Annotated in this window: 18 protein-coding genes; 14 read left to right on the top strand and 4 right to left on the bottom strand. The window is 48.7% G+C overall.

Annotation, left to right across the window (positions count from 1 at the left end; all coding sequences use genetic code 11):
• Window positions 1–6: 6 nt before the first annotated feature.
• The 7 genes from GVY42_RS08515 (at window position 7) to GVY42_RS08485 (ending at window position 7,452) form a co-directional block, all read left to right on the top strand.
• A complete protein-coding gene (locus tag GVY42_RS08515; RefSeq protein ID WP_159562960.1) occupies window positions 7–1,743 on the top strand; it encodes a methyl-accepting chemotaxis protein in 1,737 nt (578 codons plus the stop codon).
• A 63-nt stretch (window positions 1,744–1,806) separates the two neighbouring features.
• A complete protein-coding gene (locus GVY42_RS08510) occupies window positions 1,807–2,856 on the top strand; it encodes a C45 family autoproteolytic acyltransferase/hydolase (protein WP_159562959.1) in 1,050 nt (349 codons plus the stop codon).
• Between the two features lie 58 nt (window positions 2,857–2,914).
• Entirely contained in the window at window positions 2,915–3,193 is a 279-nt protein-coding gene (locus GVY42_RS08505) for a hypothetical protein (protein ID WP_012727334.1), read from the top strand.
• 116 nt (window positions 3,194–3,309) lie between these two features.
• Window positions 3,310–4,848, top strand: coding sequence for a maltose/glucose-specific PTS transporter subunit IIC (locus tag GVY42_RS08500; protein WP_159562958.1), 1,539 nt, complete (start codon window positions 3,310–3,312; stop codon window positions 4,846–4,848).
• 23 nt (window positions 4,849–4,871) lie between these two features.
• On the top strand, window positions 4,872–5,675 hold the full coding sequence (locus tag GVY42_RS08495) for a MurR/RpiR family transcriptional regulator (RefSeq protein ID WP_012727332.1): 804 nt from the start codon (window positions 4,872–4,874) through the stop codon (window positions 5,673–5,675).
• A gap of 5 nt (window positions 5,676–5,680) precedes the next feature.
• A complete protein-coding gene (locus GVY42_RS08490) occupies window positions 5,681–6,376 on the top strand; it encodes an N-acetylmannosamine-6-phosphate 2-epimerase (RefSeq protein WP_012727331.1) in 696 nt (231 codons plus the stop codon).
• Window positions 6,377–6,513: 137 nt separating this feature from the next.
• A complete protein-coding gene (locus GVY42_RS08485; RefSeq protein ID WP_159562957.1) occupies window positions 6,514–7,452 on the top strand; it encodes a sensor domain-containing diguanylate cyclase in 939 nt (312 codons plus the stop codon).
• Window positions 7,453–7,560: 108 nt separating this feature from the next.
• On the opposite strand, the gene GVY42_RS08480 is transcribed toward GVY42_RS08485, so the two are convergent.
• Window positions 7,561–8,190 (bottom strand): class I SAM-dependent methyltransferase, encoded by a 630-nt coding sequence (locus GVY42_RS08480; protein WP_159562956.1) that lies wholly within the window; start codon window positions 8,188–8,190, stop codon window positions 7,561–7,563.
• A 64-nt stretch (window positions 8,191–8,254) separates the two neighbouring features.
• Here GVY42_RS08480 and GVY42_RS08475 point away from each other — a divergent pair, with 64 nt between their 5' ends.
• The 7 genes from GVY42_RS08475 (at window position 8,255) to GVY42_RS08445 (ending at window position 15,321) form a co-directional block, all read left to right on the top strand.
• Window positions 8,255–9,736, top strand: coding sequence for a cryptochrome/photolyase family protein (locus GVY42_RS08475; RefSeq protein ID WP_159562955.1), 1,482 nt, complete (start codon window positions 8,255–8,257; stop codon window positions 9,734–9,736).
• Window positions 9,737–9,937: 201 nt separating this feature from the next.
• Window positions 9,938–10,525: a glycerol-3-phosphate responsive antiterminator gene (locus GVY42_RS08470; protein WP_373562211.1), complete on the top strand. Its 588-nt coding sequence runs from the start codon at window positions 9,938–9,940 to the stop codon at window positions 10,523–10,525.
• On the top strand, window positions 10,522–11,613 hold the full coding sequence (locus tag GVY42_RS08465) for an ABC transporter ATP-binding protein (protein WP_159562953.1): 1,092 nt from the start codon (window positions 10,522–10,524) through the stop codon (window positions 11,611–11,613). Before GVY42_RS08470 ends, GVY42_RS08465 begins: the two co-directional genes overlap by 4 nt.
• Window positions 11,610–12,515 carry a carbohydrate ABC transporter permease gene (locus GVY42_RS08460; protein ID WP_159562952.1) on the top strand — a complete coding sequence of 302 codons (906 nt, stop codon included), beginning with the start codon at window positions 11,610–11,612 and terminating at the stop codon, window positions 12,513–12,515. Before GVY42_RS08465 ends, GVY42_RS08460 begins: the two co-directional genes overlap by 4 nt.
• Complete coding sequence (locus tag GVY42_RS08455; protein WP_047794841.1) at window positions 12,512–13,321, top strand: carbohydrate ABC transporter permease; 810 nt, start codon at window positions 12,512–12,514, stop codon at window positions 13,319–13,321. The genes GVY42_RS08460 and GVY42_RS08455 overlap by 4 nt, the downstream gene beginning before the upstream one ends.
• A gap of 16 nt (window positions 13,322–13,337) precedes the next feature.
• A complete protein-coding gene (locus GVY42_RS08450) occupies window positions 13,338–14,645 on the top strand; it encodes an ABC transporter substrate-binding protein (protein WP_074035774.1) in 1,308 nt (435 codons plus the stop codon).
• A 1-nt stretch (window position 14,646) separates the two neighbouring features.
• Window positions 14,647–15,321, top strand: a complete 675-nt coding sequence (locus tag GVY42_RS08445) for a glycerophosphodiester phosphodiesterase (RefSeq protein ID WP_074035776.1) — start codon at window positions 14,647–14,649, stop codon at window positions 15,319–15,321.
• 39 nt (window positions 15,322–15,360) lie between these two features.
• On the opposite strand, the gene GVY42_RS08440 is transcribed toward GVY42_RS08445, so the two are convergent.
• The 3 genes from GVY42_RS08440 to GVY42_RS08435 form a co-directional block, all read right to left on the bottom strand.
• A complete protein-coding gene (locus GVY42_RS08440; protein ID WP_159562951.1) occupies window positions 15,361–16,446 on the bottom strand; it encodes a diguanylate cyclase in 1,086 nt (361 codons plus the stop codon).
• Between the two features lie 91 nt (window positions 16,447–16,537).
• The gene (locus tag GVY42_RS16480; protein WP_026825140.1) at window positions 16,538–16,681 is read right to left on the bottom strand and encodes a hypothetical protein; all 144 of its coding nucleotides are present in this window, start codon (window positions 16,679–16,681) and stop codon (window positions 16,538–16,540) included.
• A gap of 97 nt (window positions 16,682–16,778) precedes the next feature.
• Window positions 16,779–17,924 carry a cell wall metabolism sensor histidine kinase WalK gene (locus tag GVY42_RS08435; RefSeq protein WP_159562950.1) on the bottom strand — a complete coding sequence of 382 codons (1,146 nt, stop codon included), beginning with the start codon at window positions 17,922–17,924 and terminating at the stop codon, window positions 16,779–16,781.
• Between the last annotated feature and the right edge of the window lie 51 nt (window positions 17,925–17,975).

Here is a 17,975-nt window from a genome sequence, read left to right as displayed (position 1 = left end):
TTTGAGATGAAACAAAAATCAGAGTCGTTACAGACGCGCATTCTAGCATCAATGTTAGTCTTCGTCACGTTGCTCATCATTTTGTTTGGAGTAGTGCAATACTTCAGTACGAAGCATTCCGTACTCAGTACGTTACATGCGACGTTAATTGAAGATGGTGAACGGATTAGTGAATCTTTGGATGTCGATGCCTATGCATCCTTCGTAGCGAATCCGTCAAAAAATGAGCAGTATGAGCAGTTTCGTGAATACTTAGATGCATATCGTCAGCAAATTGGAGCGATGTATGTATACACGATCGCCACAGAGGGCGAGGAAGTTCGAATGATCGTGGACGGATTGAGCGAAGCGGATGCTGCGGAGATTGGTTCTCCGACTACAGCGATGACGTATGAAGGAGCAACGCCCGCATTCCAAGGTGAGACCGTCGCAACCGATGTCATCGATGATCCGGAGTACGGGAAGTATGTGACGGTGCTTGTCCCGATTAAACAAGGGAACGAGGTAGTTGGGGTACTCGGAATTGATAAAGCTGCTACTGAGGTCTCCGCGATTACAGGAGATGTCTTAAAAGAGAGTTTAGTTCCAATCTTAATCGGTTTACTCGTGCTCCTTGTCGTTTCGGGAATCATCATCTGGCGTTATCTTGGCTGGAAATTGCGTCCGCTCCAAGCATTAGAGCGTGTGGCCACATCCATTGCTGAAGGTGACTTGGCGACAGCGACGACTGCGGTTGAGGGTATTAAGTTAAAATCTAATGACGAAATCAAACGTCTGACGGTGTCGATGGATAAGATGACACACATGTTAAAAGATTTGATTTCCGGCATTCAAACGTCGGCACAGACGGTACGGGATGAGAGTGGCAACGTTTCAGGTATCTCAGAAGAGGTAAATGATGCCTCTCGCCAAATTGCCTATACGATGGAAGAAATCGCAAGCGGTGTTGAGAATCAAAGTGTCTTGACGATGCGTCTTTACGGACATATGAATGAATTTTCGACACTTGTCGAGCAAACGACATCAGACGGAGAACAAGTGAGTGAGCAGGCGGAAGTCGTCAGTCGGGTGACGATGGATGGTCTACGTTACATGGAGAGTGCCGTCGATCAAATGACTCACATTCATGCGCAAGTGAAAACATCACAAGGACAAGTCCGCGACTTTGAACAACAAGCGGACGAGGTGACGGAACTGGTCACGATGATTCGTCAAATTTCACAACAGACAAACTTGCTTGCACTCAATGCAGCGATTGAAGCGGCTCGGGCCGGTGAACACGGAAAAGGGTTTGCCGTCGTCGCCTCGGAGATTCGGAAACTTTCGGATAGTGTCGCTGAGTCTGTCAGTGAAATTTCGGAAATCGTCGGAAGCGTCAAACAAAACTCGATTGCGCTCGGTCAAACCTTTACAGAGAGCATGACGGCTGCAGAGGAAGGGAAAGCGACACTTGAATCGACGAAGCTTGCATTCACTGAAATCGAACAGAGCGTTCGTCACATGCAACAGTTGACGAGTTCGATGCGTGGCCAACTCGATCGAGTGAAGACGAATCAGGATCACATTCAACATGGACTGTCTGAAATTGCTTCGATTTCAGAAGAAAGTACGGCCGGAAATGAGGAAGTGGCTGCTTCGACGGAACAGATGTCGGCGACGAGTGAGACGATGAATCGTCTCGTAAAAGATTTGTCGAGCACGGCAGAGGACATGCAACGAATGAGTCAACAGTTCAAGTTATAAACAGTCTCACTTCAGACAGACCTCTCGTGCGTCCGCTATAATGGGCGCAAGGGAGGTTTTTTCATGCAACAATTCTCTAGTGAACTGACACAGTTTCGGGGAAGTCATTATGACTTCGGACGATTTCAAGGAAAATATATTAAGCGCAGTCAATTGCTCGAAAATCGGACAGATCAGTGGAAACTACGCGTTCCGCGATTTGAGATTGATGCCACTGAGGCAAAGGCTGCCTTCGATGAATTTGCTCCAAAGATTTGGGAAGAGTTGATTGGGTTACAAGATGAGCTGAAGCTGTCGCTCAATGACACGTTACTTCATTTCGGACATTTTCGAGTCAACAATCCAATCAGCGGCTGTTCGATTTTGACGGGGGATAACTTTCTCGTTCGGAATTACGATTATCACCCGATGACGTATGACGGTCGATACAACGTCTTTCAACCGGATGACGGGTATGCGGTCATCGGACCGGTCTCTCGTGTCACCGGACGTATGGACGGAATGAATGAAAAAGGACTTGCCATGGGCTACAATTTCATCAATCGTCGTCGACCCGGGGACGGATTTGTCTGCCAAATGATTGGACGAATCATTCTAGAAACATGTGCGACGGTGGAAGAAGCAGTCGATTTATTAAAAGAGATTCCGCATCGTGGGTCATTCACATACGTCGTCCATGACAAATCATCGAAAACACGTGTAATCGAGGCGACGCCTCGAGACATCAAAGTACGGGAATCGAATATCTGTACAAACCATTTTGAACTACTGCAACACGAGAATCGCTATCATCTTGATGATTCGACTCGTCGCATGATGGAAATCAAAGTCGTGCAACACTTGATTCAAGATGCGGAGAGCGCATTCCGTCTCATGAACGACACCGACAAGGGCGTCTTTTCAGAATTGTACAAGAGTTGGGCGGGAACGATTCATACGGCTGCTTATTTCCCTGAAACGCTCGAGACCTGGTTTGCGCTCGGTGGAGACCGTGATCCGGTCATCTTCGACTTCCAAAAATGGCTCGATGGGGAAGATTTCGATCTTCATGCACTTGACGGTGAATTGGCGACAGATATCGAGTTTGCGAATACGGTTCAATTGTGGCGCTGACGTTTGTCAGTGCTTTTTTTAGGAGAAACGGGAATACACATTACAGGAGGGATGAAAGATGAAACGATTTGGAATCATACTCATCATGCTGACACTTGTCACACTACTCGGAGGTTGTGTACCGGGTGACGGGACGTACACGACGGATCCAGCAGGTTTTTTCTGGGGCATTTGGCACGGATGGATTGCACCGATCTCACTCATTTTAGGATTATTCAATGATACGTATCGTGTGTATGAAGTGAACAATACCGGCTGGTTCTATGATTTAGGATTTTACATCGCTGTCATCAGTGGATTTGGTGGATTGACGTTGACGCGGAAAAGTCGAGGGTAATCTGGAGTGACCAAACGAGGTCACTCTTTTTAAAATCTTTTTTACCGTAAACGCTTGCATAAAAATATTTTTCATATTATGATTCAGGTGAAAATGATTTTAAGGAGGATTTATTCATGTCACGTCTCTTTGAACGAGCGCAACAATTCGGGAAATCGTTCATGTTGCCGATTGCTGTCTTACCGGCCGCTGGACTACTGTTAGGAATTGGGGGCGCCTTGTCTAACCCGAATACGGTGCAAGCGTACCCGTTCCTCGACATCGACTGGTTGCAACATCTATTCACCATTATGGCGGCTGCCGGTTCGATCGTATTCGCGAACTTGGCTGTGTTGTTTGCCATCGGTGTCGCTGTCGGACTCGCGAAGTCTGATAAAGGAACGGCCGGATTGGCGGCGATGCTTGGGTATTTGATTATGAATGCGACCATCAACGCAATGCTTCAGATTACTGGAGAGTTGATGGAAACGAACTTAGCGAGTGCCGGTCAAGGGATGGCGCTCGGAATTCAAACGCTTGAAACTGGTGTGTTCGGTGGGATCTTGATTGGGATTGTCACGGCGCTCTTGCATAACCGCTACAACAAGCAAGTGCTTCCACAGTTCCTCGGGTTCTTCAGCGGATCACGTTTTGTCCCAATCATCACGTCATTCGTTGCGATTGGTGTAGGGATTGGGCTCTACTTCATCTGGCCGACGGTGCAGAACGGGATTTTCTCGTTAGGTGGTCTCGTTGAAAAAACAGGATATATCGGAACATTTATTTATGGGTTCGTCCTTCGGATGCTTGGACCATTTGGATTGCACCATATCTTCTACATTCCGTTTTGGACCACTGGGCTCGGGGGCTCGATGGTCATTGACGGAACATTGATCGAAGGAACACAAAAGATTTTCTTCGCGCAGTTGGCTGACCCGAACACGACACAATTCTATGAAGGAACAGCACGATTTATGTCGGGTCGATTCATTACGATGATGTTTGGTCTTCTCGGTGCGGCGCTTGCCATGTATCACTGTGCAAAGCCGGAGCAAAAGAAAGTCGTGTTCGGGCTCTTGTTCTCGGCAGCACTCACCTCATTCTTGACGGGAATCACAGAGCCACTCGAATTCGCATTTTTGTTTGTCGCACCGGTCCTCTATCTAGTACATGCTATCTTTGATGGACTTGCTTTTATGATGGCTCACATCTTTGAGATTACGATTGGTCAAACATTCTCTGGTGGGTTCATTGATTTTATCTTATTCGGGGTCTTACAAGGGAATGACAAGACGAACTGGATGCTCGTACCGGTCATCGGTGCCTTCTGGTTCTTGCTCTACTACGTAACGTTCCGTTTCCTCATCACAAAGTTCAATTTCATGACACCTGGACGATCGGATGAGACAGTAAAAACAGCAGACGTTGCGGCGTCGGATCGTACGTCAGCCATCATTGCGGCACTAGGTGGCGACGACAATATTGAGACGGTCGACTGCTGCGCGACACGCCTCCGCGTCACCGTCAACGACAATCAACATGTCCGTGAAGACTTGTTGAAAGAGACGGGCGCTCACGGGGTGGTTCAAAAAGGGAATGGAATTCAAGTAATCTACGGTCCTTCTGTTACAATTATTAAGAATGAAGTCCAAGAGGCGTTAGGCCGGGGCGAATAACGAATGTGTTGGAGGGAAGAACCGTGTGGGAGCAAATAAAACACGTGTATTCAGAAATGACGGGCAGTGAAAAAAAGATTGCGGATTATCTGATGGCGAACATGAATGAGGCAATCGAAATGAACATTACTGATTTGGCAAATGCGATTGCGACTTCACCAGGGACAATCACGCGGTTTTGCAAAAAAATCGGAGTTGGAAGTTATAGTTCACTGAAGCTCATGATGCAAAAGACGTTGACGGAAACGAATTTGCCCCAAACGACTTCGCTCGAACCGATGCAACGGTCATACATTGAATTGATTCAGACGACCGCTCATTTAATTGATCAGGATGAACTACTTGCGATTTGTAAAGAGATTACATCGAGCCGATCCGTTCACTTATACGGATTAGGCAACGCCGGACTAGTGGCACAGGAAATGGAATACAGATTGAGACGGATGGGATTGTTGGCGACTACCGCTTTCGACAGTCACAGCATGGTCATGGACGCATCGATTGTCACGTCAGAAGACGTAGTCATTGCCTTTTCGAATAGTGGAGAAAGTCGAGAAGTCGTCCAGGCGATGCAACTCGCGAAAGAGTCGGGGTGTACGACAGTTGCATTCGTCGGTTATCAACATTCACCACTTGCTGAACTTGTCGACTATCGGTTGTTGACTGCCGGTGCCTCCGGTGAGGCATTCTTGATTAATACACAACTCCCACTTCTCTTCACAGCCGACGCGGTGACGAAGACATTGATGGAGACGAATGAAGCATTAAAAGCGCATTATCTACAAACACTTAAAGCGCTTGATCGTTTAAAAGAAAGAAGTGAATAACTATTATGATAACGTTACCGACTGGATTGATTGTTTCGTGCCAGGCTTTAGAAGGTGAACCGCTCCATAGTGAATTCATTATGGGACGGATGGCTATTGCGGCCGTTCAAGGTGGCGCCAAAGGAATTCGAGCCAATTCAGCGAGGGATATTCAAGAGATAAAAAAACACGTGACTGTTCCGATTATTGGTATCGTCAAACGTGACTATGAAGATAGTGACGTGTTCATCACAGCGACCATGAAAGAGATCGAGGAATTGATGGAAGTCGGTGTGGACGCCATCGCGCTCGACGCGACAAAGCGTCCTCGTCCGGGAAACCTGTCACTCCAAGAACTGGTTCACGCTATCCGCTCGATTTATCCGAATCAATTGTTGATGGCTGATTGCGCGACCCTCGAGGACTGCATTGAGGCGGATCGCCTTGGTTTCGACTATATCTCGACAACTTTGCACGGATATACAGACGAAACGAAAGGATCTCTTCTCTACCATGATGATTTCAAGTTTTTAAAAGATGTGTTAGACCACGTGACACAGCCGGTCGTGGCCGAGGGGAATATTTTGACACCTGAGATGGCAAAGCGTTGTATGGATTTAGGAACGCACGCGGTCGTTGTAGGGGGAGCCATCACCCGTCCGCATCAAATCACGGCACGATTCGATGCAGCGCTCACTTCGAGTGTGAAGAGTCCGCTGTAAGAATGAATCAATCAGGACGCTATTCAATACCTCACGACGCGATGGACGTCGTGAGGTATTTTTTATATATCGGTACAGGGAAAGACCAAACTGTTCGATATAATGAGTGTGGATGATTTTTAGCGTGGAGGTGCCATATGCACTCATATGAGTTTCAAATGTATCGGAATTTCGATGAGCTAGCGATTGACTTGATTGAGTTAGCAAAAGAAATAGTACCAGATAAACTAGTCTATCTCACGTCAATTGAGAATGACACCCAACATATACTCAAACTGTCCTCACAAGATTCTCCTATCCTACTTGAAGAAGGCATGTCCTTTGATTTGAAGGATACGGTATGTAATCGAATCGATTTCAATCAACGAGAAGTTTTGATGTATGAAGACATCGAATCGCAGATTGAATCGACGCGACTTCAGTCATTACTGCGCGAAGTGAACATCAAGTCGTATTTGGGAATCCCGATTCTGACGAAGAACGGGGATATTTTCGGTACGCTCTGTGTCGCCAATCATAAAAGCGCCCAGTACGATTCAAAAAGTGTCCGCTTGTTGAAGCGCGTGGTTCGTATGTTCAGTTACTATTTAGAACTCGAACGTCGTGCCTCACGGGATGAATTGACGGATCTTTATAACCGACATTACTTGAATAACTATTTTGAGACGAATCCGAATCAAGGTGGGGCACTGTTCTTGATTGATTTAGATGGGTTCAAATGGGTGAATGACACATTCGGTCATGATGAAGGGGACCTCGTCTTGAAAGAAGTGGCGCTTCGTCTGAGACGTTTGATGGAGCCGATACCTGATTCGAGAGTGTATCGTTTAGGTGGGGATGAATTCCTTATAAAAATCGCACATGCGTTATCAAAAGAGACTGTCATTGGGTATGCTGAACAAATCTTGTCTGTATTGAAAGAATGGGACGACCATCTCCCGTTATCAGCGAGCATCGGCATCGCTCAATATGATTCCGACGAACAGGCGGACCTCGGTCGATTATTGAAAGAGGCAGACATTGCACTGTATCAATCTAAATCGAGCGGGAAGAACACGTACAAGTTTTATAAATAACGTCAGAAGGCTAAACCGATGGATTACGATTGGTTTAGCCTTCTGTTTTCGCATTCAGCACCAACGAACCGATTGGCGTGAAAGGATCGAATGAAAAACGGGTAGTGATTAAGAGTTCGGTTTGCATCCCGTAACGGCGACCGTATGATAATCACGGGAGTCCGGTCCACGTTGTACCGATACGTCCTTGAATCCGAGACTCACCGCTGCGGGGATAAATTGATTCCGAATCATATCGGAGATGTCGTTCCATTCGACATCACCTTTCCCGTCACAGTAGGTGATGACAAATGTGCCATTCGGTTTCAAGACGCGTTCGATTTCAGACAGAACGGTCGTGACATCTCTCCAGAAATATAGTGTGTGAACGCTGAACACGTGATTGACGGATGCGTCCATCATCTCAAATTGATGCAAATCTCCTTGAATCAACTTTGCCCGTTTTGTTTGCATCGAAGCATGATTACGCTGTCGTGCTGAATCGAGAATCGTCTTCGAACGGTCGAGACCCATGACATGTACGTCAGGATGTCGTTGAAGGATGGTCGCCATCGCATCGCCGGCCCCGCACCCGAGCTCTAGAACGGTTGTACCAGGTTGAATGTCTAACTGTTCAATCGTCCATTCGACTTCGACCCGGTGTTGGCGTACCATCTTTTCCCCGATATACTTTCCGACGGGACCCCTTGGATTCTCGTATTGACTGTCAATCCATTTCAGTAGCACTTGTGGTAACACATCATCACCTCACTTCGAAAGTAGCTCGATTGTAGCACATCGATGAGACAAAGGAGTCAACAACATGCGTTCATTTTGGATACTCGGCAACCAACTCTCGCACGAACTTGCGATGTTGAAGGATATGAAAGAAGATGACGTCATCGTCATGATTGAGGCGACATCACGCGCATCGTGGCGTCCGTACCATAAACAAAAGCTCATCCTGATTTTCTCCGCGATGCGCCACTTTGCGGAAGAATTGCGTGATAAAGGATATACCGTAGATTACCACGAAGCGGATTCGTTCCAAGAGGCGTGGGACAACCATGTGAAACAGTACAATCCGGACGAAATTCATATCACCGCCGTCACGGACGAACCGATGGCGAAAAAACTGAAGCAGTTCGGTAAGAAACATCACCTTGTCGAACATACGGATGTCCCGCTCTTCTACTTATCAAAAAAGGAAGCGACCGAGACGCTCGGGAATGAACCGTGGCGGATGGATCGTTTTTATCGTTACATGCGTAAGCGATTCGACGTATTACTCGAAGACGGGAAGCCTCGCGGTGGAAAATGGTCATTTGATACGGATAACCGAAAACCACCGAAAGAAGGACTATCGTTTCCATCTGCCATCCATTTCCGTCCAGATTCGATCACGAAAGACGTCATTGAAAAAGTCGAGTCAACGTTCTCGGAGCATCCAGGAGAGGTGACCCCGTTCCATTGGCCGGTCACACATCATGAGGCGAGACGTGCGCTAAAACGGTTCGTAGAAGAGCGTCTTGAGACGTTCGGCCCGTATCAAGATGCGATGATGACGGATGAACCCGAGATGTCGCACAGCCTGTTGTCAGCTGCCATCAATATCGGTTTACTGACACCAAGAGAAGTCGTTGAGGCGGCATGTCAAGCGGATGCACCGCTATCGTCGATTGAAGGATTCGTCCGGCAAATCCTCGGTTGGCGGGAATATATGCGCGCCGTCTATCTCGCTGTCATGCCCGGTTATGAAGACGTGAACACGTTCAAGCATGAACGCGACTTACCGTCCTTCTTCTGGGATGCGAAGACGGATTTGAACTGTCTGCATCAAAGTTTGAAGCCGGTCGTCACTCATGCTCACAATCATCATATCCAGCGACTGATGGTGCTCGGAAACTATGCGACATTGTTCGAGATTTCACCGCAACAGACGAGCGACTGGTTCAACGAGATGTACATCGATGCCTATGACTGGGTCGTCTTACCGAACGTTCTTGGGATGGCCCTTCATGCGGACGGTGGAAAGCTCGCCACAAAACCGTATGTCGCTTCCGGAAAATATATCGACCGGATGAGTGACTACTGTCGGGATTGCGCATACAACCCGAAACATACGACAGAAGACGACGCCTGTCCGTTCAACGCCCTCTATTGGCGGTTCATCGATCGTCACGAGGAACGATTCTCGAAAAACCAGCGGATGAAGATGATGGTCCGCAATTGGCAAGGACGGGATGATGATGTGAAATCCGATATCTTAGCGAAAGCCGAACAGACGTTGACCGATTCCCCGTGAATCGTTTTTTTTTACGTTCTCTTCATGAAACTTTGCGATTTCTTTATCGTGTCTTTACAATCGTTCGTTACGATAGGAGCTGTGAGACCCCCTCACTCCAAGTGAATAGTTACCGGTAGAACCTTTGAGAGACCAACAGAAGCCCGTACGTCGATGACGTGTCGTTTCTGTTGGTCCTTTTTTGAAGAGAGGATGATTCAAGTGAATGAAGCGATTGCACGAATCGGACAAGAACGGATGATTGCCTCCATCAAAAGTCCAAAACAAATCGAGGCGTTTTTACGGACGGATGTGACGACGACGTTTCTCATGATGGGAACGCTCAGCACGCTCGATCGTTATGTGGCGCACTTAAAACGAGAAAATCGAACGGTCTTCCTCCACGCCGAGCGAATCAATGGAATCAGTCTCGATCGGGACGGGATCGATTACCTCGCCAAACGTGTCGGTGCCGACGGGATTGTCACGACGAAAGCGTCAGTTCTCCAGCATGCAAAGCGAGCGGGACTGTTGACGGTACAACGACTCTTTCTCGTCGACTCGGATGCCGTCACGAGCGGACTCAAACTCGCTGAGGCTCAACAACCGGATGCGATTGAACTCATGCCGGGGCTGATTCCGAGCGTCGTCGAGAAGATTTCTCGGGAAGTCTCCTTTCCGATTGTGACAGGTGGCATGATTCGTCAACCGATTGACGTGCATCGCGCCCTCGATCATGGGGCATTCGCCGTGTCGACCGGGGATGAACGACTTTGGCACGTGCAAAGTCAGAAGGAGGAATTAGCATGAAATCGATACAACTTCAACAATTGGCGAAATCATTCGGGGAGACGGAAGTCATTCGAGGCATCGACGTGACGATTGAAGCAGGGGAGTTCTTCGCACTGGTCGGTCCGTCCGGCTGTGGGAAGAGTACGATGCTTCGGATGATTGCTGGGCTCGAATCCATCACAAGCGGAACGCTTCGCATCGACGGGGTGGCGGCAAACGGGATGAAGCCGAGTGAGCGTCACTTGTCAATGGTGTTTCAAAACTATGCGCTCTACCCACATATGACGGTAGAGAAGAATATCACATTCGGTCTACATACGAAAGGACTGACGAAGCTTGAACAGCGGGAGCGCTGCCTACAGGCGGCGGAGACACTCGGACTCACCGATTACTTAAAACGGAAACCGCGCGAACTCTCCGGTGGTCAGAGACAGCGTGTTGCTTTAGCACGGGCCATCGTGACCGAGGCACCGATTTGCCTGATGGATGAGCCGCTCTCGAACTTAGATGCGAAGCTACGGGCAAAAATGCGTTCAGAGATCCGTCAGTTACAGCGCAAACTCGGATTGACGATGATTTATGTCACCCACGACCAAGTCGAGGCGATGACGATGGCAGACCGCATCATGCTCCTCAATGAGGGGGAAGTGCAACAAGTCGGGAAACCGCTCGACCTATACAATAAACCAGCGAATACGTTCGTCGCTTCTTTCATCGGATCACCTCCGATGAATCTAGTCGACGTGACACGACAAGAAAAAGGCTGGATGGCATCAGACGGGCGAATGTTTGATCCGAACACATTGACGGAGATGTCACAGGCGACACTCGGTGTCCGTCCTGAGCAAATCAAGCCGGCGGATGAAGATGTGACGTTTTACGCAGAACTGAAGAATATTGAAGTGCTCGGGACCGAGACAATTCTCGCTTTTGACATCGGGGGGAATGAATGGTTGGCAAAATGGCCGGGGCAATGGCCGCTCACGGTCGGCGAAAAAGTGGCGTGTTATGTGGATCCGAAACAGATGTCGCTATTTGATACGAACGGACAGCGCATTGAGCCACGACAACCGAAACTGTTTGAGGCGTTGGAGGTGTTCCAATGACGGTCGCCTTACCGAGAGAGAAAGTCCGGACGCGGCTATCTGACGCAGCGAGCGGATTGTTGTACTTGTCTCCGTCTATCATCTTGTTTGGTGTCTTCCTCGTCTATCCACTGTTGCGAACGATTTATTTAAGCTTTTTCCGGACCGACACACAGGGGACACCACTCGACTTTGTCGGAGTCGGGCATTATAGCAATTTGTTCGCGAGTGCGGCATTTTGGCAAAGCATTCAGGCGACAGTCGGATTCGTCCTTTTGACGGTCCCGCTCACGATTTTGATTGCGCTCGGTCTCGCACTCCTCGCCAATGAGAAACTGAAAGGGATCGGTATTTTTCGGACGGCGTTCTCGGCGACGATGGGGATGAGCGTCGCGGCGTCATCGGTCATCTGGATGTTCATGTACAATCCGTCGATTGGTATCTTCAACCGGTTCCTCGAGGCTGTGGGGGCAAGTGGTGTACAGTGGCTCCTCGATCCACAATATGCGCTCCTTTCCGTGTCACTTGCGACCGTTTGGATGAATATCGGCTTCACGTTCTTGATTCTACTCGGCGGTCTGCAGAACATCGATCGGACGTTGTATGAGAGTGCGGACATTGCCGGGACGAGTTATTGGACGCAACTTCGGGCCATCACCATCCCGATGTTGTCACCGACACTTTTCTTCGTCGGGATCATCTCGCTGATCAACGCCTTCCAGACGTTTGGACAGATTGATTTATTGACGAAAGGTGGACCGACGAATGCGACGAATGTCATCGTCTATGCCATCTACAAAGATGCGTTTATCAATTATAACGTCGGCAGTGCCAGTGCCCAGGCCGTGCTCTTATTCATCGCCGTCCTTCTGTTGACGTGGCTACAGTTCAAACTGGTCGAAAGGAAGGTGCATTACCAATGAGATTACGGAATATAGGCGTCTATGTCTTACTCATCTTGAGTGCCGTCGTCATGCTGTTTCCAATCGCCTATGCGTTTTCGATCAGTCTGATGGACGGGAAGGAAGTGCTCCAAGGACATCTCCTTCCACGTGAACCTTCATTGGAAAACTATGTGGCCGCGTTCGAACGCATCCCGATGATGACGTACCTGCTCAACAGTTTGATTGTCGCGCTCCTCGTGATGGTCGGACAGGTAGTATTATCGAGTCTTGCAGCATTCGCGTTCGTCTTCATCGACTTTAAAGGAAAAGGGCTCATCTTTATGCTCTTCCTGGCGACGATGATGGTGCCATGGGAAGCGACGATGGTCCCGAACTTTTTGACAATCCAGTCGCTCGGTTGGCTGAATAGTGTTTGGGGACTGTCTGTGCCGTTCTTCGCACTCGCATTCGGGACGTTTTTACTTCGGCAACAGTTCAAAACGATTCCGTATGAAATGTACGAGGCATCCCAAATTGCCGGGATTAGTCGCTTCCGTTTCTTTTGGAACGTCGTCTTGCCGGTCTCGAAGACACCGCTCGTCACATTGTCGGTGTACAGCTTTTTGACGACTTGGAATATGTACTTATGGCCACTTCTCGTCACGAACACGGAACAGGCGCGGACGGTCCAAATCGGCATCAAACAGATGCAGTCGAACGAAGTCGCCTCGGATTGGGGCGTCGTCATGGCAGCAGTCATCTTGATTATCATTCCGACACTTGTATTGTTGTTCGCAGGACAAAAGCACTTGCAAGAAGGATTGACGCAAGGCGCTATCAAATAATAGGGGGATATGACAAATGAAAAAGTTAGGATTATTCGCAGGGTTGGCAAGTTCGGTGTTATTACTCGGGGCATGTGGCAGTGAAGAAGCGGCACCAGTCGCGGCGACGACAGAAGACGGAAAGACAGAGGTCGTCTTTTGGCATGCGATGAGCGGGGACTTGGAGACGGCTTTAAACAGTCAAGTCGACGCATTCAACGCTTCGCAAGACGACTATGAAGTCAAACCGGTCTTCCAAGGAACATATGAGGAAGCGTTGACGAAATTCAATGCGGTCGCCGGTTCGGAAGACGCGCCAGCCATCATGCAGACGTTCGAGGTCGGGACGAAATACATGATCGATTCGAACAAAATCACACCAGTTCAAGAGTTCATCGACAAAGAAGATTTTGACACGAGCGTATGGGAAGAGAACATCTTGAGTTATTATCAGGTCGATGGGAAGCAATACTCGATGCCGTTCAACTCCTCGACACCGATCCTCATCTATAACAAAGAGGCGTTTGAAAAAGCAGGGCTCGATCCAGAGAAAGCACCACGCACATATGACGAGTTGAAAGAGGCGGCGAAGAAGTTGACAACGGACGGTCAGACCGGCTTCACGATGCTCAACTACGGTTGGTTCTTTGAACAGCTCTTGGCCGCACAAGGTGGACTGTATGTCGACAATGACAATGGACGAAGCGGAGACCCGACGAAAGCCGTGTTTGATGGCGAAGAAGGACAGAACGCGTTCAATCTCATCAAAGAGATGTACGATGAGAAGACATTCCTAAACGTCGGTCAAAACTGGGACGACATGCGCGCGGCATTCCAATCTGGAAAAGTTGCCATGTACCTTGATTCGTCAGCAGGAATCCGTACGGTAGCAGACAACGCGGACTTTGAAATCGGCGCATCGTACTTACCGGTACCGAATGAAGCGGAGCGTCAAGGCGTCGTCATCGGCGGGGCATCGCTCTGGATGGGTGATGGCATTGCCGAAGAGACGAAAGAAGGCGCATGGGAGTTCATGAAGTATGTCGCTTCAACGGAAGCGCAAGCACAGTGGCATGTTGACACAGGCTACTTCGCCATCAATCCGGAAGCATACAATGAACCGATCGTAAAAGAAATGTGGGCGAAATATCCACAACTGAAAGTGACGGTCGACCAACTCAGTGAGACGAAACCATCGCCGGCGACACAAGGAGCGCTCATCTCGACGTTCCCGCAATCACGTCAAAGTGTCGTCAACGCGATGGAAAGTTTGTATCAAGGGGTGTCGGTCGAAGAAGCATTGAAGCGTGCGGCCGATGAGACGACTTCCACCTTGGGGCAGTGACATGTTGATTTACGCACATCGCGGCTATAGCGCCAATTACCCGGAAAATACATTGTCCGCGTTCGAGGCAGCTCTTCCCTATGTGGACGGGATCGAGCTGGACGTACAGCTATCGAAGGACGGGCGTCTCGTCGTCATTCATGACGAAACCGTCGACCGGACGACAAATGGAACGGGATGGGTGAAAGACATGACGCTTCAGGAGTTGCGCCAGTTGAAGATTGACGGCTATGAACGCATCCCAACGTTAGAAGAGGTGCTCGGACTGATTGAACGAAGCAACGTCACCCTGAACATCGAATTGAAGACGGATCAATATGCGTATCCAGGGATCGAACGTCTCGCTTGGTTTGCTGTCAACGAGTTTGAACTCGGTGACCGTGTCGTGTTCTCCTCATTCAATCGTGAAACGCTCGTCCGAATGCGAGATGTGGCACCAGTCGCCCGGCTTGCGGTGTTGACACTCACGGGTGAGTCGGACACCGTCTCGTTCGCTGAAACGATTCGGGCCGAGGCGATTCACGCCCAGCCTGCATTTATCGGTTCGAAAGCATGGGATCAGATACAACAGACGACGCTCGAGACACGGCTCTACACGATCAACGACGTGAAGGACCTTCCCCCGATAACGGTTTCGGCCATCATGACAGATGAGGTTGAACGGTTTACAAAATGAGTAGACTAAACCCCGCTTCTGAGAAGGAGCGGGGTTTGTTCATGTCATGATCGGTTCTGGTGTGTCATAGGTTGAGATGACAACTTGATTGCGCCCTTCGTTTTTCGCTTGATAGAGCGCCGAATCAGCGAGATCTACCATCCGCTTGATGGGGAGCGAGGTCCCGTGTGCGACCCCGACGGACGTCGTGATTTGAATCGGTGGAAAATCGTTCAAGTGGAATAGTTCAGCAGCAATCCGTTCTCGTATCCGGTTGGCCACTTTGTCTACCTTCTCTGGCGTCAAGTCGTACATCAAGATGACGAATTCTTCGCCACCGATTCGTGCGACAGTGTCATGGGCACGCGTCTCGACTTTTAAGATGTTGGCGAACTGTTGTAAGACGAGATCACCGTTTCCGTGACCATATGTATCGTTCACATGTTTAAAATGATCGATATCGAGCGCGAGTACATTGTACGTCCGATTCTCTTGCCCGATGGAAGCCGTATATCGATCCCACACACGTCGATTGTATAGACCGGTCAAATGGTCTCGTTCAGACGACTGTTTGTACTCGATGGCACGGCGGGTCGTTTGTTCAAGGTCGATGGTGAGGATGCTCGAGAGTAGACCGACGAGCATGCCAATCATCCAAATGGACAAGACGAGGGATACATAGGCTGTGCTCCAACCCATATTGATATAGACGGCAATCGAAATAATGAAGAGCGCCCATACGTTCAAAAAGATACTCTGTAAGAAGAGTCGCTCCCGAAGCAGCCGATGAATCCAGAGCATCCCGATGCTGACGATGAACGTCGCGATAAACGCAATCACGGCCTGCTCGGTCATTCCGAACAAGAATCGTGTACTGGCGATGACAAGTGTCGCAATGAATAAAGGAAAACGAGCACCATAAAAAGCAAGCAACACGAGCGGTAAGTGACGTAAATCCACACGGACCATATCGTTAGCTTCTACGGCGTTATACATCAAAAACAGACCGAGTGCACCGGCGAGTATTCCAATCACAGAACTACGAAGACGGTACGAATTAAAAAGCGAAGAATGATAAATCTTCGAGATGATATAAAATCCGGTGAATGCGACACAAGCATTGAGCAACAAGACGGTGAGCGTCATTCCTTCACGACCTTTTTCATAGACTATACATTAACGGTAGCAGTCTTCAAATAATTGTCAATCTGAAGGTGTGTAAATGTTCATTATCTTTTCACGCTTTCTTCTTTGTTCCTCGAAACGCAAAAAACATAGCGATGCCAATTCCAATGCCGAGCCACCAATTATCGAGGGTGAGCCCGAAAACGACGGCGAATACGACCGCGACGGGAATCGATAAGTAGCCACGTTGTTTCATCTTCATTTCCTCCTCTCTTCGACACTTCTTTATTCCCAAAACGAATGCGCTTCATTCTTGAATCGAAACAAATTAAAAAAACGTTCGACCGATTAAATCAGTCAAACGAAACCGAATGTTTAGGTGATGATTGCAATGAACAACTCTGTCTGGTGTGGAGCTCGATCGTAAAGGTGGTGCCTTCTCCGTATACCGAGTCCGCATGAATTCCCCAACCATGGGCTTCAGCGATTCGTTTACAGATTCGTAGACCGAGACCGGTTCCTTTGATCGATTGGTGGGCAGCGGATTCGACACGGTAATATTCATCAAATACGTATGGAAGTGCTTCTTCCGGAATCCCGATGCCGGTATCGGATACAGATAAGATGATTGTGCCAGCACATTCAAATACTCTCGTATGGACCGTACCGCCGTCAGGAGAGTACTTGATAGCGTTACCAATGAGGTTATGGAGCAATTGCCGTAACTTTTCTTCATCTGCTTGAATCAAGACATCATTCGTTTCAAACGTCACTGTATGAAGCGTGGAGGTCGTCTGATAGCTCGACATGACATCCTCTAAAAGAGGAAGGAGTGCGAACGTCGTCACGGTCAGTTGGTCAGCCGTGTAGCGTTCTTTTTGATAATCGAGGAAATTATCGACGAGCCGCTCCAGCCGTTCCGATTCTTGTTTGACTTGTTTTAGCATCTGATACGATTTTTCCGAACCTTGATGGCGTGTCATGAGTAGCTCCGTATAGCCATGGATGGCAGTCAATGGCGTGCGGAAATCATGAGACAGTTCGGCAAGGAAACTGTCTTTACGTTCTTCAAAGCGGACAGCCTCTGTTTGGTCGCGCCACATGATGAAAACGCCACGTGGTGTGCGCGTGAAGTTGAAAATCAAATGTAGCGTCTTGTCATTAAAGCGCAGACGACGTGAGGTCATCCTTGGATCCGTTTCAGTCGCACATTCGAGCAATTCCTGGATGAGGTGCATGACTTGTGCGGAATCCGCCCCATGCTGTTCCAACGTGGCATATAAATAACGAGTCAATGTTTCCAATGTGTCAAAAGATTGTGTTGTCATCGAAGGGTACCATTGCCGAAGAGAATCATTCGAATACAGACGACATCTTGAGAAATCGATATAACACATCGCATCCTGTACTTCTTCCACGATGGAAGCGATGGAGAACGTGTGGCGTTGCTGTTTTTGACGAGCGGAGCGTTTCTGCCTAATCCTATGGAATCGGCGCATGGACCTACCTCCTCGCGAACATTTGTACATGCATTCACAATAATTATACGA

This window comes from Exiguobacterium sp. 8A (assembly GCF_902506275.1).
GTDB classification, from domain to species: Bacteria; Bacillota; Bacilli; order Exiguobacteriales; family Exiguobacteriaceae; genus Exiguobacterium; species Exiguobacterium profundum.
Note: the sequence above shows the minus strand (reverse complement) of the source record. Positions and strands in the feature narration are given on the sequence as shown.